This window comes from Pelomonas parva (assembly GCF_043555835.1).
Classification (GTDB): domain Bacteria; phylum Pseudomonadota; class Gammaproteobacteria; order Burkholderiales; family Burkholderiaceae_C; genus Pelomonas; species Pelomonas parva.
In genome coordinates, this window is the sequence record NZ_JBIGHV010000011.1 from 55,518 (window position 1) to 74,970 (window position 19,453).

A 19,453-nucleotide genomic window follows, 5' to 3' on the forward strand; every position below is an offset into this window, starting at 1 on the left:
GCTTAAAACTTGTAGCCGAAGCCGACGGTCAGCAGGTTGTCGGTCTTCTTGGTGCCCGTCGGCACGCGGTCGCTGTAGCGGCTGGACAGGCCGGCGTTGAGCGTCCAGGCGCCGCTGATCGTCGTGGCCAGGCCGGCGTCGAAGGTGGCGCGGTCGCCGAGGTCACCGCCGCCGGGGTAGTAGACGAGACGCTGCTTCAGCGTGGTGGTCTCGCTGAGCTTGTGGCTGGATTCCTCGCCGAGCAGCACCTGCACGCCGTTGGCGTTGCTGCCGTCGGTGAGCTTGCTGGCGGTGTAGCCGAGACCGCCGAACACGTCCCAGCTGTTGGCCTCGTTCTTCACCAGGTGGTAGCCCACACCGCCCGTCAGGTTGTAGCGGTCGCGCACGCCGCCGGCCTTGTTGGTCTCGCCTTCGGCGGCGCCGAATGAGAACAACTGCGGGCCGAGATTGAAGTCGTAGCGGCCGCCCACGCGCAGCAGGTCGGCCGTGGTGGCGTTGATGCCGTCGACCTTGTTGCGACCGTAGTTGGCGAGGCCGTAGAGGCTGATCTTGTCCCGCGCGGTCGCGAGACTGGCGTTCGCGTTGGCGGACAGCGTGCGGCTGCTGCTGTTGCCGCTGGCGAAGGCGCCAGCGACGCTGAGCCCGCCGTGCCATTGGCCGTCGGGTGTGTCCTGGGCCAGGGTGGCCTGTGCGGTCAGGGCGAGCGTGAGGGTGAGGGTCAGGCGTTGCATGGGAGCGGGTGCGGGGAAAAACCGAAGTATCGCCAGCGACAGGCCGTGGCCCTCGCCTGGCGCTGATGGGTGTGCCGGGGTGCTTACCTAGAATGCCGGCATGAATTCCTTCCCTGTCGGCCCGGCGGTCGACGCTGCTCCCAGCCCCCTCCTGAAGAACCTCAACCCCGAGCAGCTTGCCGCCGTCACCGCCGCTGCGGAGCCCGCGCTGATCCTGGCCGGTGCCGGCTCGGGCAAGACGCGGGTGCTGACCACCCGCATCGCCTGGCTGTTGAACACGGGCCAGGTCAGCCCCGGCGGCATCATGGCCGTGACCTTCACGAACAAGGCCGCCAAGGAAATGCTGACGCGGCTGTCCACGATGCTGCCGTTCAATGTGCGCGGCATGTGGATAGGCACCTTCCACGGCCTGTGCAACCGCTTCCTGCGCGCGCACTGGAAGCAGGCCAACCTGCCGCAGGCCTTCCAGATCCTGGATGCCAGCGACACGGTGTCGGCCATCAAGCGCGTCATCAAGGCGATGAAGCTGGATGAAGAGCGCTTTGTCCCGAAGCAGGTCGGCTGGTTCATCGCCGGCTGCAAGGAAGACGCCCAACGCCCCGGTGACGTGGAGGTGCGCGACGACCAGACCAAGACGCTGGTCGAGATCTACGCCAACTACGAGGACCAGTGCCAGCGCGAAGGCGTCGTCGACTTTGCCGAGCTGATGCTGCGCAGCTACGAGCTGCTGCGCGACAACGCGGCCATCCGCGAGCACTACCAGCGGCGCTTCCGCCACCTGCTGGTGGACGAGTTCCAGGACACCAACAAGCTGCAGTACGCGTGGCTGAAGATGTTCGCCCCGCCCGGTGTGGACAACGGCCAGAGCCTGCTGGCCGTGGGCGACGACGACCAAAGCATCTACGCCTTCCGCGGTGCGCGCGTCGGCAACATGGCGGACTTCGAGCGCGAGTACCGCGTCAGAAAAGTCATCAAGCTGGAGCAGAACTACCGCAGCTTCGGCCACATCCTGGACGCCGCCAACGAACTGATCAGCCGCAACAGCCAGCGCCTGGGCAAGACGCTGCGCACCGACGCCGGCCTGGGCGACCCCATCCGCGTGCAGGAGGCGCCCAGCGACTTCGCCGAGGCGCAGTGGCTGATCGAGGAGATCCAGGGCCTGGTGCGCGGCGGGTTGGACCGGCAGCAGATCGCCATCCTCTACCGCAGCAACGCGCAGTCGCGGGTCATCGAGTCGGCGCTGTTCAATTCGGGCATCCCGTATCGGGTCTATGGCGGCCTGCGCTTCTTCGAGCGCGCCGAGGTGAAGCATGCGCTGGCCTATCTGCGGCTGCTGGAGAACCCGAACGACGACACCAGCTTCCTGCGCGTCGTCAACTTCCCGACCCGCGGCATCGGCGCCAAGACGCTGGAGAACCTGCAGGACGCGGCCAAGGCCTCGGGCCGCAGCCTGTACCAGAGCGTCAGCGCCATGAGCGGCAAGGGCGGCGCCAACCTGCTGGCCTTCACCAACCTCATCGACTCCACGCGCAACCTGACCCAGGGCATGACGCTGCGCGAGATCATCGAGCAGGTGCTGGAGACCTCGGGCCTGGCGGACTTCTACCGCACCGACAAGGACGGCGCCGAGCGGCTGGAGAACCTGGACGAACTGGTCAACGCGGCGGAGGCCTTCGTCATGCAGGAGGGCTTCGGCAAGAACGCGGTGGGCCTGCCGGTGGACGAGGTGGCCGAGTCAGGCACACCCGGCGCCGTGCCGGACGCCGAGACCGGCGAGATCATGTCGCCGCTGGTGGCCTTCCTGACCCACGCCTCGCTGGAGGCCGGCGACAACCAGGCCCAGGCCGGCCAGGACGCGGTGCAGTTGATGACCGTGCATTCGGCAAAGGGCCTGGAGTTCGATGCCGTGTTCATCACGGGCCTGGAAGAAGGCCTGTTCCCGCACGAGAACGCGATGTCCGACCACAACGGGCTGGAGGAAGAACGTCGCCTGATGTACGTGGCCATCACGCGGGCGCGCCAGAAGCTCTCCTTGAGCTTCTGCCAGACGCGCATGCTGCACGGCCAGACGCGCTACAACGTCAAGAGCCGCTTCTTCGACGAGCTGCCGGAAGCCGCGCTGAAGTGGCTGACACCGCGCAACCAGGGCTTCGGCTCGGGCTTTGCGCGTGAGTACCAGCAGGCCTGGGACCGTGGCTCGGGCCTCAAGGGCATGGTGGGCGCGGGCCGCGTCGAGAAGGCTGCCTGGGTGGAGCCGCCGGTGCCGGCCAGCATGAAGCAGAAGGTGTCGAACGAACACGGCGGCCTGCGCGTGGGCAAGGGCGTGTTCCACACCAAGTTCGGCGAAGGCGTGCTGCTGACGCTGGAAGGCGTGGGCACGGATGCCCGGGCGCAGGTGAACTTCGGCCGGCATGGCACGAAGTGGCTGGCGCTGTCTGTGGCGAAGCTGACGCCGATTGATTGATCAGATGCGGCCGGCGCCGTGCGATGGGTCGCGGTGCTGGTGTCGCACGACCAGAATGCGCAGGCCATTGCCTTTCATCGTGTAGATGACCGAGTACGGGAAATCGTGCAGCGGATAGCTGCGCCGCCCGTCGTCGGTCGGAGTGCCGAGGTCGGGCTGGCGCTCAATCAGTCGGGCGATGCGCTCGAACTCGTCGAGAAACCGCTCGGCGAGCCGCGCGCCGGCTTCGCGTCGATAAAAGCGGAACGCCGTCGCCAGCTCCGCTCGAGGGAGCCGATGAAGGGAGCGGTTCACCCGCGCTCGTTGCGCAACCCCGCCAGCGCGTCGTCAAGGGACTCGAACTCGGTGTCCGGGTCGGCGTCCCGCCTGGCGGCAACGGCATCCCAGGCGGCATCGCGCACGAGATCCGCATCCAGGCTGGCCACCACGCGGTCCAGCAGTTTTGCGCGCTGGGCCGGTGGCAGTTTCAGCACCTGGGCTTCCAAGGTTTCAAAGGTGGTGTCCATGGCGACTCCGGCAATTGCGACTGCGGGTGCTAGCTTGCCATAAGCTGCGGCCACCCGATCCCGGAGTGCGCTGTGACCCCATCTCTCACCGTCAACCAGCAGGCTTTGGCCGCCTTCCTGGCCACCGAATTTCCGCAGACCCGCTGCACGCTGGAGGCGCTGGACGAGGACGGCAGCGTGGTCGTTGCTCACGCCGTGAGCGAGTCGGAGCTGCGGCCGGGCGGCACGGTGTCGGGCCCGGTCATGATGGCGCTGGCCGACGTGGCGCTCTACGTGGCCATCCTGGCGCGCATCGGCATCGTGCCGCTGGCGGTGACGACGAACCTGTCCATCAACTTCCTGCGCAAGCCGCGCGCCGACCGGCGTGTCGTGGCCCGCTGCCGGCTGATGAAGTTGGGCAAGACGCTCGCCGTGGGCGAGGTGTGGATCTACTCGGAAGGCGAGGAAGAGCCGGTGGCTCACGCCACCGGCACCTACGCGCTCCCGAGGGAGCGCTAGCCCCTCACATTCAGCTGCCGATGCGGCCGCCGTCGTTCTTGGTGATCATCACCGTGGCCGAGCGCGGGCGGGCCGTGGCGCCACCGGCGCCGTAGCCGCTGTTGCCGGGCCAGTGGCTGGTGAACTTGCTCGGGTCGGACAGGGCCGACACGGGCGTGTCGTCACCCGGGTGCTGCACGTTGACGAACATCACCTTGCCGTCCGGCGACTCGCACATGCCGGTGATCTCGTTGTTGTTGGGGCCCACCAGGAAGCGCTTGAGCGTGGCGTCCGTCGGCTTCTTGCCCACCGGCGTCGTCACCGAGACCGTGCCGTAGTTCAGCGTCTGTGTGGCGCCGTCGCCCACCGTGCCGGGCAGTGCGGCCAGCATCATGCAGTTGGTGGTGTCGGTGAAGGCACCGTCGTCGGTCTGTATCCAGCAGATGCCGGTGCTGGGGCTGAACACCAGGCCGTCGGGGCTGGAGAAGTCCTGGTCGGCGGTCAGGCCGGACAGGTTGACGAAGCCGGGCGAGGCGGTGGACTCGGCGCCGAACAGGTAGACGTCCCAGTTGAAGCTGGCGGCACCGGGCTCGCCGCCGGTTTCCTTGATGCGCACGATGTGGCCGTTGACATTGCCCTGCTGGGTGGTCGAGACGTCCTTGATGTCGGAGTAGGCACGCGGGTTGGCGGCGTCGACCCGGGTCTGCGTGCCGGTCGGCGCGACGCGGCGGCTGCTGTTGTTGGTCATCGTCAGATAGACCTCGCCGCTGGTGGGATGGGTGCTGCACCACTCGGGGCGGTCCATCTTGGTGGCGCCCACGGCATCGGCGGCCAGGCGGGCGTGCATCAGCACGTCGCCATCGTTGGCGAACGCGTAGGTCGTGTAGCCGGCCACCGTGGGGTTGGCCATGCTCAGCTCGATCCAGTTGCCCGTGCCGTCGGCGTTGAACTTGGCAACAAACAGCTTGCCGCTGTCCAGGTATTTGTCGCCCGTGGCGACGCGGTCGGCGGGCGTGGCGTCGGCGGCCACCCAGTTGGCGCTGGAGACGAACTTGTAGACGTACTCACCCTGGGCGTCGTCGCCCATGTAGACGGCCAGCGGCTTGCCAGCCACCGGCTTGCTGAAGGCGGCGCTCTCGTGGGCATAACGGCCCAGTGCCGTGCGCTTCTTGATGACGGAGGCGGCGTTGTAGGGGTCGATCTCGGTGATGTAGCCCTGGCCGTTGATCTCGTGGCGGTAGTCGTCGCTGCCGTCGGCCGACACGCCGGTCACGCTGGTGTTCCAGCGCGCGTACTTGTCGGCGCTGCCGGCCGTCTCCCAGCCGTAGCGGCTGGCGGCGGCCGCCGTGGCGGTGGCGTTGCGGCCGTAGCGGGCCAGCGCCACGTTGGCGTTGGCGCTGCGGCGGGCGTTGTCGCCCATGGCGCGGAAGAAGTAGCCGGTCCAGTTCTCTTCGCCGGTCAGCAGCGTGCCCCAAGGCGTCTTGCCGGTGCCGCAGTTGTTCAGCGTGCCGCGGGTCTTGGTGGCCGCGGGCGAGAACTTGGTGACCAGCAGCGCATGGCCGCGCGCGGGGCCGGAGATTTCGATCTCGGTCAGGCCGGTGATGCGGCGGTTGAAGGCCGAATCCACCACCGAGGCGAACTTGCCGCCGGTCTTGCGGAACTCGACGATGGCCACGCCGTGGGCGTCCACCTCGATGTCAGCCTCGCTGGCCGGGCGCGGCAGGGCGGTCGGGCCCTTGGCGTGCAGGAACTGCGGCGTGATGTATTCGAAGTTCATGCCCAGCAGCGCGCGGTCGCTGCTGTTGGCGTCCGGCGTGCCGGTGGCCGACAGGCCGAAGTACTCCATGCCGTCATGGCAGTCGCCGGCGCGCTTGTCGAAGCCGCTGTCGGTGCCGTCGTTCTTGTAGGCCGACACGCCGGCGGCCATCGGGTCGCCGGTGGCGAACACGACGCTGGCCGTGTAGCCGGCCGGCACCGTGATGGTGTCGTTGAGGTTCTTGCTGACCGCCGCGAAGGACAGCAGTGTCTCGGTGGGCTTGGCTGGCTGGGCGGGCGCGGGGTTGTCGTCGCCGCCGCCACAGGCGGTCAGCGCCGTGGCGCCGAAGGCGGCGGTCATCGCGGTGCCGAAGCCGCCGCGCAGGATGTTGCGGCGGCTCAGGCGTGCCTGCAGCACGCTGTCAAAGCTGGGATTGGCGGAGCGGTTGGAATCTTCGTCGTCAAACGAGGCAGCGAGGGGCAGAACGGACGTGCCAGAAGAGCGGGACATGGATGTGACATCACGAGGGTTGGAACACAGCCGAACAGACTATGTGGCCTTCGTGAAATCACGATGAAACGCCCGTTGCAGGCGTCACCCTTCGCCGTTCAGTGGTCGAGCACGTCTTGCGGTGCGCCGAACATGAAGCAGTCGACGAAGCTGAAGTACAGCGACGCGTAGAACACCGCCCACAGCAGCATGCCGGCCACCATCATGAACATGGGTGCGGCCTGCAGCAGGCCGAGGATGGAGAACACCAGCGTGATCAGGCCGGACAGCGCCAGCAGCATGGCCACCCACAGCAGGCCGTTAAGCGCAAACGCGCCCTTGTTGCGCCACAGCGCCAGCGTGCTTGAGAACAGCGCCTGACCGACGCCGTGGCCGCCCCAGTGGATCAGCGCCGGTGCATGCCAGTAGGGAATGGACAGCAGCGTCAGGCCGCCGAAGCGCAGCAGTGCACCCCACAGGATGCGTGAGTCCCCGGCCGCCTTGGCGAACTCCTCGGGCGTGCCCTTGTTGGCCATCAGCTCCAGCACGGCCTGCGTCGCTTCGCCGTCCACGGCATTGGCCGCCAGGATGACACCCAGCGCCATCACCGCGAAGCTGGCGGCCAGCGTCAGCTGACGGTTGCGGCGCTCGGGCGTCAGCCGCAGCGGCGCGAGGAAGACGGCCGCCGTCGGCCGCTGTTTCTGCAGCACCAGGTGGGTCGCCAGCATGAAGCCCAGCGAGCACAGCGGGATGGCCATCAGCCCGAGCACCGGGCCGACGAAGGGCAGGGCGGACAACACCAGCGAGGCGAGCAGCGCCATGCCCATCAGCCCCAGGAAGACCAGTGGCTGGCGCTGGAAGACCTTGAAGCCGTGGCGTATCCACACCCTGCCGTTGCCCGCCGGCACCTGCTGCAGATGGAGCTGCATGGTCATTTGAGGGCCTCGTCGTGCAAGGCATGCCAGGGTTTGGCGATGCGTTCGCGCAGCACGCGCTCGAAATGGCTGGGGTCGTGCGCCTTCAGCAGCGAGGCCTCGCGCGGCAGGTGCAGGTCGAACAGGCGCGACACCCAGAAGCGCAGCGCGGCCGCGCGCAGCAGGGCCGGCAGCAGGCGGTGCTCGGCGCCGGACAGCGGCCGCACGCTCTCGTAGGCCGACACGAACACGGCGGCGCGCTCCTCGATGAGGCGGCCGCTGGTCAGGTCGATGCACCAGTCGTTCAGGCAGACGGCGATGTCAAACAGCCAGGTGTCGACACCGGCGAAGTAGAAGTCGAAGAAGCCGGTCAGCCGCTCGCGGCCCGGGCCCTCGCCGGGCTCGAACATGACGTTGTCGCGGAACAGGTCGGCGTGGATGGGCCCGGTGGGCAGATCGCCGTAGCGGGCCGATGCGGCAAGCTGCTCCTGGTAGGCCAGCTCGCTGTGCAGCAGCTCGGCCTGGTCGGCGGCCAGGAAGGGCAGCAGCTGCGGCACCACCTCACGCCACCAGGCCAGGCCGCGCAGGTTGGGTTGGTGCAGCGGGTAGTCCTTGCCCGCCAGGTGCATCCGGGCCAGCATGGCGCCGACCTGCTGGCAGTGGAAGGCGTCCGGCGCCATCTGGTGGCCGCCGTGCAGGCGGTCGACGATGGCTGCCGGCTTGCCGGCGACCTCGAAGAGGATCTCGCCGCTGCTGTCCGCATGGGGTGAGGGCACCAGCACGCCGCGCTGCGCCAGGTGCTGCATCAGCCGCAGGTAGAAGGGCAGTTGCTCGGCCGTCAGGCGCTCGAACAGCGTCAGCACATAGCGGTGCAGATGGCCGTCGGCCTGTGTGCAGTCGACAAAGTAGTTGGTGTTCTCGATGCCGGCACCAATGCCGCGCAGCGAGCTCAGGCTGCCGAGTTGGAGGTGGTCCAGCAGGGCTTGGGCCTGCTCGGCGCTGACTTCGGTGAAAACGGCCATGGGTCTGGAGAATTGGCGACCCGGGGGCCGCGCGCAATCAGAATTTGAGGACTTGCCAGACCCGCGTGCCCGAGCCGCTCTTGGGCAGGCCGGTGCCGGTGCCGCCGGCGGACTCGCGGCCCGCGTCGTTGACGACGATCTCGTAGTCCGGGGCCTTGGGCAGCTTGTTCTTCACCGTGACCTTCTTGGCCTCGCCGCGCACCTTCAGCTCCTCGATGCGCACCTGGTCGTCCTCGGCCACGGTCTTCTCGACCTTGGGCTCGGGCGGCGGGTCGGCGAGGGCTGCGGCGCTGAAGGCGGCGAGCAGGAGGAGTACGGCGGGGCGAAGCATGCGGGCGATTCTAGGTGGCCGAGAATCGCCGCCATGAGCAAACCCATCCTGCTGCTGGTCGACGGTTCCAGCTACCTCTATCGCGCCTTCCATGCCATGCCCGACCTGCGCGGGCCGGAAGGCCAGCCCACCGGCGCGGTGCGCGGCATGGTGGCCATGTTGAAGAAGCTGCAGACCGACATCGGCGCCGAGCACGCTGTCTGCGTGTTCGATGCCTCGGGCCCGACCTTCCGCGACGAGTGGTACCCCGAGTACAAGGCCCAGCGCTCGCCAATGCCGCCGGAGCTGCGCGCGCAGATCGAGCCCATCCACGAGGTCGTCAAGCTGCTGGGTTGGCCCACGCTGACGGTGCCGGGCGTGGAGGCGGACGACGTCATCGGCACGCTGTGCTGCATCGCGACCACGCAAGGACACCGCGTCATCGTGTCCACAGGCGACAAGGACTTGTCCCAGCTCGTCAACCCGGACGTGGAACTCATCAACACGATGAGCAACGAGCGGCTGGACGAGGCCGGCGTGCTGGCCAAGTTCGGCGTTCCGCCGAATCGCATCATCGATTACCTGACGCTGATGGGCGACACGGTGGACAACGTGCCGGGCGTGACCGGCGTCGGCCCCAAGACGGCGGCGAAGTGGATTGCCGAGTACGGCTCGCTGGACGGCGTCATCGCCGCCGCGCCGGCGATCAAGGGCAAGGCCGGCGAGAACCTGCGCGCCGCGCTGGACTGGCTGCCCATGGGCCGCAAGCTGGTGACCGTGAAGCTGGACTGCGAACTGGCCGAGCATGTGGTGGGCTGGCCGGCGCTGGAGGAGCTGGCCTTCCGCGATCCGGCCAAGGCCGAGCTGGCCGCGTTTTATACGCGCAATGGCTTCAAGGCCTGGCTGGAGGAGCTGACCGGCGAAGCGCCTGCGGCCAAGGCCAAGGCAACGCCGTCCGCCAACCCCGGCCTGTTCGACGAGCCCGAGCTGCCCGCCGGCGCCGCCGACGTGGCCCGCCAGTACGACACCATCCTGACCTTCGACCAGCTCGACGCCTGGATCGCCCGCCTGCGCGCAGCGCCCTTGTGCGCGCTGGACACCGAGACCGATTCGCTCGACCCCATGGCCGCGCGCATCGTCGGCATCTCGTTTGCCGACAAGCCCGGCGAGGCCGCCTACATCCCGCTGCACCACAGCGGCCCGGATGCGCCGGAGCAACTGCCCTTCGACGAGGTGCTGGCGCGGCTGAAGCCCTGGCTGGAGGACGAGTCCGCCAAGAAGATCGGCCAGAACCTCAAGTACGACCGCCACGTGCTGACCAACGCCGGCATCCACCTGGCCGGCGTGCAGCACGACACGTTGCTGCAGAGCTATGTGCTCGAAGCCCACAAGACCCACAACCTCGAAGCGCTGGCCGAGCGCCACCTCGGCCGCAAGGGCCTGAGCTACGAGGACTTGTGCGGCAAGGGTGCGCACCAGATCCCGTTCGCGCAGGTGAGCGTCGACAAGGCGACGACTTACTCGGGTGAGGACTCCGAGATGTGCCTGCAACTACACGGCGTGCTGTGGCCGCAGATCGAGGCCGACGCAGGCTTGCTGCGCATCTATCGCGACATCGAGATGCCCACGGCCGACCTGCTCGCCCGCGTGGAGCGCACCGGCGTGCTGATCGACGCCGGGCGGCTGCAGGCGCAAAGCCACGAGATCGGCCAGCGCCTGGTGCTGCTGGAGCAGCAGTGCTACGACATCGCCGGCCAGCCCTTCAACATCGGCAGCCCGAAGCAGATCGGCGACATCCTCTTCACCAAGCTGGGTCTGCCGGTCGTCAAGAAGACGGCCACCGGCGCGCCGTCCACCGACGAAGAAGTGCTGACCGAGCTGGCCGCCGACTTCCCGCTGCCGGCCAAGATCCTGGAGTACCGCGGCCTGTCCAAGCTCAAGAGCACCTACACCGACAAGCTGCCGCTGCAGATCAACGCCCAGACCGGCCGCGTGCACACCAACTACGCGCAGGCCGTGGCCATCACGGGGCGGTTGTCCAGCAACGAGCCCAACCTGCAGAACATCCCCATCCGCACGGCCGAGGGCCGGCGCGTGCGCGAGGCCTTCATCGCGCCCGAGGGCTGCCGCATCGTCAGCGCCGACTATTCGCAGATCGAGCTGCGCATCATGGCTCACATCAGCGAGGACCCGGGCCTGCTCAAGGCCTTCCAGGAAGGCCAGGACGTGCACAAGGCGACTGCCAGCGAGGTCTTCGGCGTGCCGCTGGCCGAGGTGTCCAGCGAGCAGCGCCGTTACGCCAAGACCATCAACTTCGGCCTCATCTACGGCATGGGCGCCTTCGGCCTGGCCTCGGCGTTAGGCATCGAGCAGAAGGCGGCCAAGGACTACATCGACCGCTACTTCACCCGTTTTGCCGGCGTGAAGACCTACATGGACGAGACCAAGGCCAGCGCGGCCGAGCTGGGCTACGTGTCGACCTTGTTTGGCCGCCGCATCTACCTGCCCGAGATCCGCGGCGGCAACGGCCAGCGCCGCGCGGGTGCCGAGCGCCAGGCCATCAATGCGCCCATGCAGGGCACGGCGGCCGACCTCATCAAGCTGGCCATGCTGGCCGTGCAGGCCGAGCTGGAGCGCACGGGCAAGCAGTCGCGCATCGTTATGCAGGTGCACGACGAACTGGTGTTCGAGGTGCCCGACGCCGAGCTGGACTGGATGCGTACCGAGGTGCCGCGCCTGATGGCTGGCGTGGCGGCGCTGAAGGTGCCGTTGCTGGCCGAGGTGGGCGTGGGCAGCAACTGGGAAGAAGCGCATTGATTTCCCATGTTCCCCAAAATGGGCAAAATACAGACATTGCCTATTCCGGAGGTCCCATGTCCGCCGTCCTCGAACAAGCCATTGCCGACCAGCTGCCCAGCGTTTCTGCCACGCAGCTCGTGGCCGGCATCCAGAAGGTCGGCCGCACGGTGGACACCCATGGCGCGGTGCTCATCACCAAGCATGACCAGCCGGCCTATGTGCTGATGTCGGTGGAGCGCTACCGCGAATTGCAGCGTGCCGCCGAGCCCGATCTGGGTGCTTTGAATGCCGAGTTCGACGCTTTGCTGGCGGGCATGCAAGGCAAGGCTGCCGCAATGGCCGAGGCCTTTGCGATGACGCCCGAGGCCCTCGGGGCGGCTGCGGTGCTTGCTGCCAAACCTCGCCGCAAGCGCGCCTGAGCCTTGCCGATTTTCGTGTTGGCCGGCGTCAACGGGGCCGGCAAGAGTTCAGTGGGCGGTGCGGCGCTCGCAGCCGCTGGCTCGCCATTTTTCAACCCCGACGTCGTGGCGGCGCGGTTGCGCCAGGAGCGCCCGGGCCTCTCCACCGAACAAGTGAACGGGCTGGCATGGGCGGCAGGGCGGCGCGGCCTGGAGAAGGCGCTGGCTGACGGCCTGACCTATGCCTTCGAGACGACGCTGGGCGGTACCAGCATCGCCAAACTGCTGCTGGAAGGCGCCCGCAGCGGCGCTGAGATCCACGTCTGGTTCGCCGGCCTGGCCACGCCCGAGCTGCATCTGCGCCGCATCGCGGCCCGCGTGGCGGCGGGCGGCCACAACATCCCCGAGGCCAAGGTGCGCGAGCGCTTCGACGCCAGCCGCAGCAACCTCGTCAAGCTGATGCCTCACCTGGCCAGCCTGCGCGTCTACGACAACAGCTTCGAGGCCGACCCGCGTGCCGGCAAGCGGCCCCGGCCGGTGCTGTTGCTGCAGATGCAGGCCGGCCGTGTCGTCGCCCACGCGGCGCTGGCCGTCATCCCCGCGTGGGCCAAGCCCCTGCTCGCGGCCGCGCTGCGTTGACTATCATCGGCGCCGACTAAGGGGGCGGGCGCGATGAGGGTTCTCCTGGTCGATGCGTTTCCGATGGTGCATGCCGCGAACGCCGGCATGCTCGTTCAGCAGTTCGGAGGCGCGCAGGTGCATGGTGTCGACAACGGCGCCGCTGCGTGGGCCGCGCTGGCCCAGGACCGGCCCGACGTCGTGCTGCTGGACCTGCGTGTGCCGGGCGGCATGGAGCTGCTGCAGCGCGCCACCGCGAGCAGCTGGTGACGCCCGTGATCGTCATCTCGGGTGGCGACGACGTGGCCGAGGCCTTGCGCATCATCAGTGCCGGCGCCATGGGCTATGTGCCCGAGCGCAGCGACCTGGACACGCTGGCGTATGCGCTGCGCCTGGTGCTGGCCGGCGGTACCTATGTGCCGCCGTTGCCGGCCACGCAGAAGGGCGCGCATGCGGCCGTGGTGACCGTGCCCGACTGGACCACACTGCCGCTGACGCCGCGCCAGAAGGATGTGCTGCGCCTGTTGACGCAGGGCCTGTCCAACAAGCTCATTGCGCGCGAACTGGGCGTCAGCGTCGAGACGGTCAAGGACCATGTCGCCGCGGTGCTGAAGGCGATGGGCGTCAGCTCGCGCACCCAGGCAGTCGTCGCGGCGGCGCAGAAACCCCGTTAGACCCGGATCGCGTCGATCGCGTCCAGCACCGCCTCGGCCGTGGCCGGCGCACGCAGCGGCGGGTCGCAACGCTCGGGCCCGCAGGCGGCGCAGGCGTCCTTGATCGCCAGCAGCGCCGCAAAGCCCAGCAGCAGCGGCGGCTCGCCGACGGCCTTGCTGCGGTGGATGGTTTCACTCGCGTTGGCGATGCCGAACAGCTCGGTGCGGAACTCGGGCGGGCAGTCGTTGGCGGTCGGGATCTTGTAGGTGCTGGGCGCGTGCGTCGTCAGCAGGCCCGTGACGGGGTGCCACACCAGCTCTTCCATCGTCAGCCAGCCCATGCCCTGGATGAAGCCGCCTTCGACCTGGCCGATGTCCAGCGCCGGGTTCAGGCTGGTGCCGACATCGTGCAGCAGGTCGGCACGCGTGATGCGGCTCTCGCCGGTCAGCGTGTCGACGACAGCCTCACAGACGGCGCCGCCCCAGGCGTAGTAGTAGAAGGGGTGGCCTTGCAGCTTGCTGCGGTCCCAGTGCAGGCCGGGCGTCGTGTAGAAGCCGTCGCTCCAGAGCTGCACGCGCTTCATGTAGGCGGCGGCGACGAGGTCGGGGAAGGACAGGCTATGCCCGCCGCCGCTGACCTGGCCGCCTTCAAACGCAATCAGTTCAGCCGCGCAGCCAAAGCGCTCGGCCGCGAAAGCCGCCAGCCGCAGCCTGATCTTGCGCGCCGCGTCCTGCGCGGCCTTGCCGTTCAGATCGCTGCCGGTGGACGCGGCGGTTGCCGAGGTGTTGGCGACCTTGCTCGTGTCCGTCGCCGAGCAGCGCACGTGATCCAAGGTCAGGCCCAGCTCATGCGCCACGACCTGGGCGACCTTGGTGTTCAGCCCCTGGCCCATCTCCGTGCCGCCGTGGTTCACCAGCACCGAGCCATCGGTGTAGACATGCACCAGCGCGCCGGCCTGGTTCAGGTGGACGACGTTGAAGGAGATGCCGAACTTGACCGGCGTGAAGGCCAGGCCTCTCTTCAGCACGCGGCTTGAGGCGTTGAACGCGTCGATCTCCGCGCGGCGTTCGGCGTAGCGGCTGCTGGCCAGCAGTTGGGCCGTCAGTGGTTGCGCGTGCAGCTCCTCGACCTGCTGGCCGTAGGGCGTCATGTCGTTGCCGGCCGTGTAGAAGTTGCGCTGGCGCACGGCCGTACCGTCCAGCCCCAACCGGCGCGCGATGCCGTCCAGGATCATCTCGACGGCGATGGCGCCCTGCGGCCCGCCGAAGCCCCGGAAGGCGGTGTTGCTCTGCGTGTTCGTCTTCGCGCAGTAGCCGTGCATGGCCAGGTGCGGCAGCCAGTAGGCGTTGTCGAAATGGCAGAGCGCGCGGGCCATGACGGGCGCAGAGAGATCGGCGCTGTGACCGGCGTTGGAGACCAGGTCGATGTCGACGGCGAGGATGCGGCCTTCAGCGTCGAAGCCCACGTCCCAGCGGTAGTCGAAGCCGTGGCGGCGGCCGGTGATGAGGAAGTCGTCATCCCGGTCCACGCGCAGCTTGACGGGCCGCTTCAGCTTCAGCGCGGCGATGGCTGCGACGCAGGCGAACACGGCCGATTGCGACTCCTTGCCGCCAAAACCGCCGCCCATGCGCCGGCACTGCACGACGACGCGATGAGCATGCCAGCCCAGCGCGTGGGCCACGAGTTGCTGCATCTCGCTCGGGTGTTGCGTCGAGCAATGCACCAGCACGCCGTCGCCGCCTTCCTGCGGCTGGGCCAGGCTGATCTGGCCTTCCAGGTAGAACTGCTCCTGCCCGCCCAGGCTCCACGTGCCTTGCAGGCGGTGCGGCGCGGTGGCGAGCTGCTCGGCCGGTTCACCGCGCGTCAAGTGCATGGGCGGCAAAACATACTGGCCGAGCGCATGGGCGGCCAGCGCCGTCAGCACCGGCGGCAGCGGCTCGGCCTGGATGACCTGCTTGGCCAGCGATGCCGCACGACGGGCGAGTTCGCGGTCGGTCGCGATGACGGCGAACACCGGCTGGCCGACGTAGCGCAGTTCGCCGTCGGCCAGGATGGGGTCGTCATGCAGCAGCGGGCCGCAGTTGTTCTCACCGGCAATGTCGGCCGCCGTCAGCACCGTGACGACGCCGGGCATCTTGCGGATGCGCTCAATGTCGATGCCCAGCAGCTTGCCGTGGGCGATGGGCGACAGGCCCAGTGCCGCATGCAGCGTGCCGGCGGGCTCGGGCAGGTCGTCGGTGTAGGGCGCGGCGCCGCTGACGTGCAGGTGGGCGGACTCATGCGGCAACGAGCGACCGACGACGGGCTCGTTGGCGACCAGGACTTCGCGCTTGTTCATTGATGCACCCTTCGCGCTTCGCGCTGTCCCGCCAAGCGGGAGCGAGCTTGCTTGGGACGGCCCGGCGCGGCGCTCATGCTGCCAACCTCGCGATACGCCAGACCGTCAGCGTGCGCCGGTCCAGACTTTCCAGCCACAGCTTGCGCAGCAGGTTCTGCGCGACCTTCATCCGGTAGCGGTCGGATGCGCGCACGTCGGTCATGGGCTTGAAGTCGTTGACCAGCGCGGCGGCAGCCGCTTCGGCCGTCGCTTCGACCCAGGGCTGACCGACGACCGCGGCCTCGGCCGCAGCCGCGCGCTTGACGATGGCCGCCATGCCGCCAAAGGCGAAGCGCGCCTGCTGCACCGTGCCATTGCGCAACTGCAGCGCCAGTACCGCGCAGACGGCGGAGATGTCACTGTCATGCCGCTTGGAGACCTTGTGCGCCGAGATGGCCCAGCTCGTGTCGGGCCGGGGCACATGCAGCGCCTCGACGAACTCGCCGGGCTGCAAGTCCTTCTTCATGTAGTCGAGATAGAAGTCTTGCAGCGGCAGGCGGCGCTGCTGCCCACCTTTGCGAAGCACCACGTCCGCGCCCAGGGCGATCAGGGCGGGTGCGCCGTCGCCGATGGGCGAGCCATTGGCGATGTTGCCGCCCAGCGTGCCGGCATGGCGCACCGGCGGCGAGGCGAAACGGCGCCACAGCTCCGCAAGAGACGGCGCCAGTTCCGTCAGCTGGCCCCAAGCGTCCTCCAGCGAGGCCGCCGCGCCTATCCACAGGCCCGGCTGGCCGTCGAAGTCCTCGGCGCGGATCTCGCGCAGCGCCTCGACGCGGCCGGTGTAGATCAGCGCCGGCAGTTCGCGGAACTGCTTGTTGACCCACAGGCCGATGTCGGTCGAGCCGGCCAACAACGTCGCCTGCGGGTAGGTCTCGCGCAGCAGCGCCAGGTCGGCAATGGTCTGCGGCGCGTGGAAGCGGTCGCCAGCGTGGCGGTAGTCCAGCGGTTCGTCGGTTGCCAGCTCGCGCAGCGCGGCGATGACGGGCTCGCGGTCGAGCAGCCGGGCGGGCGCGTCGAACATGCGCTCGCCGGCATCCAAGATGGGCCGGTAGCCGGTGCAGCGGCACAGGTTGCCGGCCAGCGCGTCGGCCAGCTCCTGGCGGTCCGGGCGCGTGCCGGCGGCCTGGTGGGCCTCGTAGCAGGCGGTCATCGTCATGACGAAGCCCGGTGTGCAGAAACCGCACTGCGAGCCGTGGCAGTCCACCAGCGCCTGCTGGGCAGGGTTGAGCACCTCGGGGCCGCCCAGGTCCTCCACGGTCAGCAGCGCGCGGCCATCCAGCGTGGGCAGTAATTGCGTGCAGGCATTGACATTGCGTAGCTGCAATTGCCCCGACGCATCCAGCTCACCCTGGATGACAGTGCAGGCGCCGCAGTCGCCCTCGGCGCAGCCTTCCTTGGTGCCGGTGCAGTGAGCGTGTTCACGCAGGTACTGCAGCACCGTCGTCGTCGTGGGCAGGCCGGCCACTTCGGTGACCTGGCCGCGATGGAAAAAACGGATGGAGCGGGTGTTCATGCTGGCCTCGATTGTCGAGGCTTGATCCAGAATTGCCATATGAGTTTTACTAACCAGAAAAACTTTCCCGACGCGCCCCGCCGCTGGGCCTTGCGGGGCGACCTGCTCGACTTCACGGCCGCACCCTGCTGGGGCGAGACCGAGTCCACGGCGGTGCGTTTCGACCGCGACCACTGGCTGCTGATCGAGGACGGCCGCATCGTCGGGCGCCAGGCTGCCGAGCCCGACGCCAGCTGGGCGCGCAAGGACCATGCCGGCCAGCTGGTGCTGCCGGGCTTCATCGACACCCATGTCCACTGTCCGCAGCTGGAGGTCATCGGCTCCTACGGCACCGAGCTGCTGGACTGGCTGGAGCGCTACACCTTCCCCAGCGAATGCGCCTTCGCCGACCCGGCGCGCAGCCGGGCGGGCGCGGAGGTTTTTCTCGACGCGCTGCTGGCCAGCGGCACCACCTCGGCCGTCGTTTTCGCCACGGTGCACAAGGTCTCGGCCGAGGCCTTGTTCGAAGGCGCAGCCGCACGCGGCATGCGCCTCATCACCGGCAAGGTGTTGATGGACCGCCATGCGCCCGACGGCCTGCGCGACGACGTGGTGCATGCCGAGCGGGAATGCACCGATCTGATCCAGCGCTTCCACGGCCGGGACCGCCTGGCCTACGCCGTCACCGTGCGCTTTGCGCCCACCAGCACGCCCGAGCAGCTCGCCATGGCCGGCGCGCTGTGCCGGGCCGACGCCAGCCTCTACATGCAGACCCATGTGGCCGAGAACCGCGCCGAGGTCGAATGGGTGGCCGAGCTCTTCCCCGAGGCACGCAGCTACCTGGACGTCTACGAGCGCGTGGGCCTGGTGCACGAGCGCGCGGTGCTGGCTCACGGCATCTGGCTGGACGATGCCGACAAGCGCCTCATTGCCGAGCGCGGCGCGCAGGTCGCGCACAGCCCGTCGAGCAATCTCTTCCTCGGCAGTGGCCTGTTCGACTGGCCGGGCGCGCCCTTCAACGTCAGCCTGGCCTCCGACGTGGGCGGCGGCACCAGCCTGAGCCTGCCGCGCAACATGCTGGACGCTTACAAGATCCAAGCGCTGCGCGGCGAGCGCTTGACCGCCTGGACAGCGCTGCACGCCAGCACGCGCGGCGCGGCCGAGGCGCTGCGCTTGAGCGGTGAGATCGGTGGTCTGTCGGTCGGCCAGACGGCCGACATCTGCGTGTGGGACTGGGCGAAAGGCCCCGTTGCCGAGGCTCGCGACGCAGCCGCACGCGAGCTGCACGAGCGCGTGTTCGCGTGGATGACGCTGGCCGACGAGCGCAACCTGGCGGCCTGTTACGTGGCCGGCCGTCAGCGCGTCTGACGGCCCATCCCGAGTGATCGCCGCTTCGTCGCGAGCCGGGTGAAGCGGGTGCCTGCACAGGCTACCGTGCGGCCAGTTCGTTCACAAGGAGTTCCGCGATGCTCGGCTTCCTGCTCTGGTGCATCCTGTTTGTCGTCTGCTGGCCGCTGGCCATCCTGGCGCTGCTGCTGTGGCCACTGGTGTGGCTGATCACTCTGCCGTTCCGATTGCTGGGCATCGCCGTCGACGGCGTGTTCGGCCTGTTGCGTGCCGTCGTCATGCTGCCGGCGCGCGTGTTGGGCGGGCGCTGAAGCGCTGCTACAAGGCCGCGAACGGCCTTTCCACGCCCCAGCGCCGGTAGAGCTCGGCGGCGCTGCCGCCACGCAGCCACTGCTCGTAGGCGAGGTCGTAGCGCCGGGACAGCGCTTCGCCGCTCGCGCTGCGAGCAAACGCCATGTGGCCATGCAGCACGTCCAGCGGCGGCGAGCAGCGCACGATGCCTTCGCCCAGGCCCAGCCGCTGCAGCACGGGCTGGCAGTTGCGGTCGTTGGCCGCGAACAGCTCGACCCGCTTGCGGGTCAGCATCTGCAGGCCGGCGTCCACGTTTTGCACCCAGGTCAGCTGCGCCATCAGCGGCTTCATGCGCTCGAAGCGGCTGCCATAGGCCCAGCCGCGCACGGCGGCCACCGGCATCTGCACCAGGCCGCCGTAGTCGCCCGCCCAGCGCTTCTCGTCGCCCTGGCGCGCATACCAGCTCATCGCGTCGGCATAGAAGGCGCGCACGCTGAACAGCATGCGGGCCTCGCGCTCCGGCGTGCGGTAGGGGCCGATGAGGATGTCGGCCTCGCCCTGCTCCACCATCAGCTGGGCACGGGTCCAGGGCATCCATTCCATGCGCAGGTTGTCGCCGAAGATCTGGCTCAGCAGCTCCACCGCCAGTCCCTTGGGCGGCTGGCCCTCGGCGCCCTCGAAGATGCGCGCGAACTGCGAACCCACGGCCCGCACCGGCGCGGCCCGCGCGGGCCCGGCCAGGCCCAACCCGCCCATGCAACCCAGCCCCGCTTGGCACCACTGACGTCGTGTCGGCATGCTGTCGATG

19 protein-coding genes are annotated in these 19,453 nt (G+C 68.6%); 9 read left to right on the forward strand and 10 right to left on the reverse strand.

The window, feature by feature from the left end; all coding sequences use genetic code 11:
• Positions 1-2: 2 nt before the first annotated feature.
• Positions 3-731, reverse strand: a complete 729-nt coding sequence (locus ACG00Y_RS24570; protein WP_394483538.1) for a DUF481 domain-containing protein — start codon at positions 729-731, stop codon at positions 3-5.
• Positions 732-831: 100 nt separating this feature from the next.
• Between ACG00Y_RS24570 and ACG00Y_RS24575 the strand changes: the two genes are divergently transcribed.
• The gene (locus ACG00Y_RS24575) at positions 832-3,195 is read left to right on the forward strand and encodes a UvrD-helicase domain-containing protein (protein WP_394483540.1); all 2,364 of its coding nucleotides are present in this window, start codon (positions 832-834) and stop codon (positions 3,193-3,195) included.
• Here the strand turns inward: ACG00Y_RS24575 and ACG00Y_RS24580 are convergent, their stop codons facing one another.
• Both ACG00Y_RS24580 and ACG00Y_RS24585 read right to left on the reverse strand, forming a co-directional pair.
• On the reverse strand, positions 3,196-3,489 hold the full coding sequence (locus ACG00Y_RS24580; RefSeq protein WP_394483542.1) for a type II toxin-antitoxin system RelE/ParE family toxin: 294 nt from the start codon (positions 3,487-3,489) through the stop codon (positions 3,196-3,198).
• On the reverse strand, positions 3,486-3,701 hold the full coding sequence (locus tag ACG00Y_RS24585) for an addiction module protein (protein WP_394483544.1): 216 nt from the start codon (positions 3,699-3,701) through the stop codon (positions 3,486-3,488). Before ACG00Y_RS24585 ends, ACG00Y_RS24580 begins: the two co-directional genes overlap by 4 nt.
• A 72-nt stretch (positions 3,702-3,773) precedes the next feature.
• Between ACG00Y_RS24585 and ACG00Y_RS24590 the strand changes: the two genes are divergently transcribed.
• Entirely contained in the window at positions 3,774-4,199 is a 426-nt protein-coding gene (locus ACG00Y_RS24590) for a PaaI family thioesterase (protein WP_394483546.1), read from the forward strand.
• A gap of 10 nt (positions 4,200-4,209) precedes the next feature.
• Here the strand turns inward: ACG00Y_RS24590 and ACG00Y_RS24595 are convergent, their stop codons facing one another.
• The 4 genes from ACG00Y_RS24595 to ACG00Y_RS24610 all read right to left on the reverse strand — a co-directional run bounded on the left by ACG00Y_RS24595 (position 4,210) and on the right by ACG00Y_RS24610 (position 8,690).
• Positions 4,210-6,444 carry a PhoX family protein gene (locus ACG00Y_RS24595; protein WP_394483548.1) on the reverse strand — a complete coding sequence of 745 codons (2,235 nt, stop codon included), beginning with the start codon at positions 6,442-6,444 and terminating at the stop codon, positions 4,210-4,212.
• 98 nt (positions 6,445-6,542) lie between these two features.
• Positions 6,543-7,358, reverse strand: coding sequence for a BPSS1780 family membrane protein (locus ACG00Y_RS24600; protein ID WP_394483550.1), 816 nt, complete (start codon positions 7,356-7,358; stop codon positions 6,543-6,545).
• A complete protein-coding gene (locus tag ACG00Y_RS24605; RefSeq protein WP_394483552.1) occupies positions 7,355-8,359 on the reverse strand; it encodes a homoserine kinase in 1,005 nt (334 codons plus the stop codon). The genes ACG00Y_RS24600 and ACG00Y_RS24605 overlap by 4 nt, the downstream gene beginning before the upstream one ends.
• 37 nt (positions 8,360-8,396) lie before the next feature.
• Positions 8,397-8,690: a hypothetical protein gene (locus ACG00Y_RS24610; RefSeq protein ID WP_394483553.1), complete on the reverse strand. Its 294-nt coding sequence runs from the start codon at positions 8,688-8,690 to the stop codon at positions 8,397-8,399.
• A 33-nt stretch (positions 8,691-8,723) separates the two neighbouring features.
• Here ACG00Y_RS24610 and polA point away from each other — a divergent pair, with 33 nt between their 5' ends.
• The 5 genes from polA to ACG00Y_RS24635 are packed head-to-tail and all read left to right on the forward strand — an operon-like array spanning position 8,724 to position 13,158.
• Positions 8,724-11,486 carry a DNA polymerase I gene (gene polA, locus ACG00Y_RS24615; RefSeq protein ID WP_394483554.1) on the forward strand — a complete coding sequence of 921 codons (2,763 nt, stop codon included), beginning with the start codon at positions 8,724-8,726 and terminating at the stop codon, positions 11,484-11,486.
• 56 nt (positions 11,487-11,542) lie between these two features.
• On the forward strand, positions 11,543-11,887 hold the full coding sequence (locus ACG00Y_RS24620) for a type II toxin-antitoxin system prevent-host-death family antitoxin (protein WP_394483555.1): 345 nt from the start codon (positions 11,543-11,545) through the stop codon (positions 11,885-11,887).
• A gap of 3 nt (positions 11,888-11,890) precedes the next feature.
• On the forward strand, positions 11,891-12,505 hold the full coding sequence (locus tag ACG00Y_RS24625; RefSeq protein WP_394483556.1) for an ATPase: 615 nt from the start codon (positions 11,891-11,893) through the stop codon (positions 12,503-12,505).
• 33 nt (positions 12,506-12,538) lie between these two features.
• Positions 12,539-12,754: a helix-turn-helix domain-containing protein gene (locus ACG00Y_RS24630; protein ID WP_394483557.1), complete on the forward strand. Its 216-nt coding sequence runs from the start codon at positions 12,539-12,541 to the stop codon at positions 12,752-12,754.
• A complete protein-coding gene (locus ACG00Y_RS24635; protein WP_394483558.1) occupies positions 12,751-13,158 on the forward strand; it encodes a LuxR C-terminal-related transcriptional regulator in 408 nt (135 codons plus the stop codon). The genes ACG00Y_RS24630 and ACG00Y_RS24635 overlap by 4 nt, the downstream gene beginning before the upstream one ends.
• On the opposite strand, the gene xdhB is transcribed toward ACG00Y_RS24635, so the two are convergent.
• Together xdhB and xdhA are read right to left on the reverse strand one after the other, a co-directional pair.
• Positions 13,155-15,476 carry a xanthine dehydrogenase molybdopterin binding subunit gene (gene xdhB, locus ACG00Y_RS24640; protein WP_394483559.1) on the reverse strand — a complete coding sequence of 774 codons (2,322 nt, stop codon included), beginning with the start codon at positions 15,474-15,476 and terminating at the stop codon, positions 13,155-13,157. The genes ACG00Y_RS24635 and xdhB overlap by 4 nt on opposite strands.
• A 73-nt stretch (positions 15,477-15,549) precedes the next feature.
• Positions 15,550-17,028: a xanthine dehydrogenase small subunit gene (gene xdhA / locus ACG00Y_RS24645; RefSeq protein WP_394483560.1), complete on the reverse strand. Its 1,479-nt coding sequence runs from the start codon at positions 17,026-17,028 to the stop codon at positions 15,550-15,552.
• 39 nt (positions 17,029-17,067) lie between these two features.
• Between xdhA and guaD the strand changes: the two genes are divergently transcribed.
• Both guaD and ACG00Y_RS24655 read left to right on the forward strand, forming a co-directional pair.
• Positions 17,068-18,375: a guanine deaminase gene (gene guaD, locus ACG00Y_RS24650; protein WP_394483561.1), complete on the forward strand. Its 1,308-nt coding sequence runs from the start codon at positions 17,068-17,070 to the stop codon at positions 18,373-18,375.
• A gap of 98 nt (positions 18,376-18,473) precedes the next feature.
• On the forward strand, positions 18,474-18,665 hold the full coding sequence (locus ACG00Y_RS24655; RefSeq protein ID WP_394483562.1) for a hypothetical protein: 192 nt from the start codon (positions 18,474-18,476) through the stop codon (positions 18,663-18,665).
• A gap of 7 nt (positions 18,666-18,672) precedes the next feature.
• Here ACG00Y_RS24655 and ACG00Y_RS24660 read toward each other — a convergent pair whose 3' ends face one another.
• A complete protein-coding gene (locus ACG00Y_RS24660; protein ID WP_394483564.1) occupies positions 18,673-19,443 on the reverse strand; it encodes a substrate-binding periplasmic protein in 771 nt (256 codons plus the stop codon).
• Between the last annotated feature and the right edge of the window lie 10 nt (positions 19,444-19,453).

Excerpts from the sequence above, each read along its gene's own strand:
- xdhB (WP_394483559.1), bottom strand. The coding sequence starts at position 15,476 with ATGAACAAGCGCGAAGTCCTGGTCGCCAACGAGCCCGTCGTCGGTCGC.
- ACG00Y_RS24630 (WP_394483557.1), top strand. The coding sequence starts at position 12,539 with ATGAGGGTTCTCCTGGTCGATGCGTTTCCGATGGTGCATGCCGCGAAC.
- ACG00Y_RS24620 (WP_394483555.1), top strand. The coding sequence starts at position 11,543 with ATGTCCGCCGTCCTCGAACAAGCCATTGCCGACCAGCTGCCCAGCGTT.
- ACG00Y_RS24600 (WP_394483550.1), bottom strand. The coding sequence starts at position 7,358 with ATGACCATGCAGCTCCATCTGCAGCAGGTGCCGGCGGGCAACGGCAGG.
- ACG00Y_RS24610 (WP_394483553.1), bottom strand. The coding sequence starts at position 8,690 with ATGCTTCGCCCCGCCGTACTCCTCCTGCTCGCCGCCTTCAGCGCCGCA.
- ACG00Y_RS24605 (WP_394483552.1), bottom strand. The coding sequence starts at position 8,359 with ATGGCCGTTTTCACCGAAGTCAGCGCCGAGCAGGCCCAAGCCCTGCTG.
- guaD (WP_394483561.1), top strand. The coding sequence starts at position 17,068 with ATGAGTTTTACTAACCAGAAAAACTTTCCCGACGCGCCCCGCCGCTGG.
- ACG00Y_RS24570 (WP_394483538.1), bottom strand. The coding sequence starts at position 731 with ATGCAACGCCTGACCCTCACCCTCACGCTCGCCCTGACCGCACAGGCC.
- ACG00Y_RS24595 (WP_394483548.1), bottom strand. The coding sequence starts at position 6,444 with ATGTCCCGCTCTTCTGGCACGTCCGTTCTGCCCCTCGCTGCCTCGTTT.
- polA (WP_394483554.1), top strand. The coding sequence starts at position 8,724 with ATGAGCAAACCCATCCTGCTGCTGGTCGACGGTTCCAGCTACCTCTAT.
- xdhA (WP_394483560.1), bottom strand. The coding sequence starts at position 17,028 with ATGAACACCCGCTCCATCCGTTTTTTCCATCGCGGCCAGGTCACCGAA.
- ACG00Y_RS24655 (WP_394483562.1), top strand. The coding sequence starts at position 18,474 with ATGCTCGGCTTCCTGCTCTGGTGCATCCTGTTTGTCGTCTGCTGGCCG.
- ACG00Y_RS24585 (WP_394483544.1), bottom strand. The coding sequence starts at position 3,701 with ATGGACACCACCTTTGAAACCTTGGAAGCCCAGGTGCTGAAACTGCCA.
- ACG00Y_RS24660 (WP_394483564.1), bottom strand. The coding sequence starts at position 19,443 with ATGCCGACACGACGTCAGTGGTGCCAAGCGGGGCTGGGTTGCATGGGC.
- ACG00Y_RS24575 (WP_394483540.1), top strand. The coding sequence starts at position 832 with ATGAATTCCTTCCCTGTCGGCCCGGCGGTCGACGCTGCTCCCAGCCCC.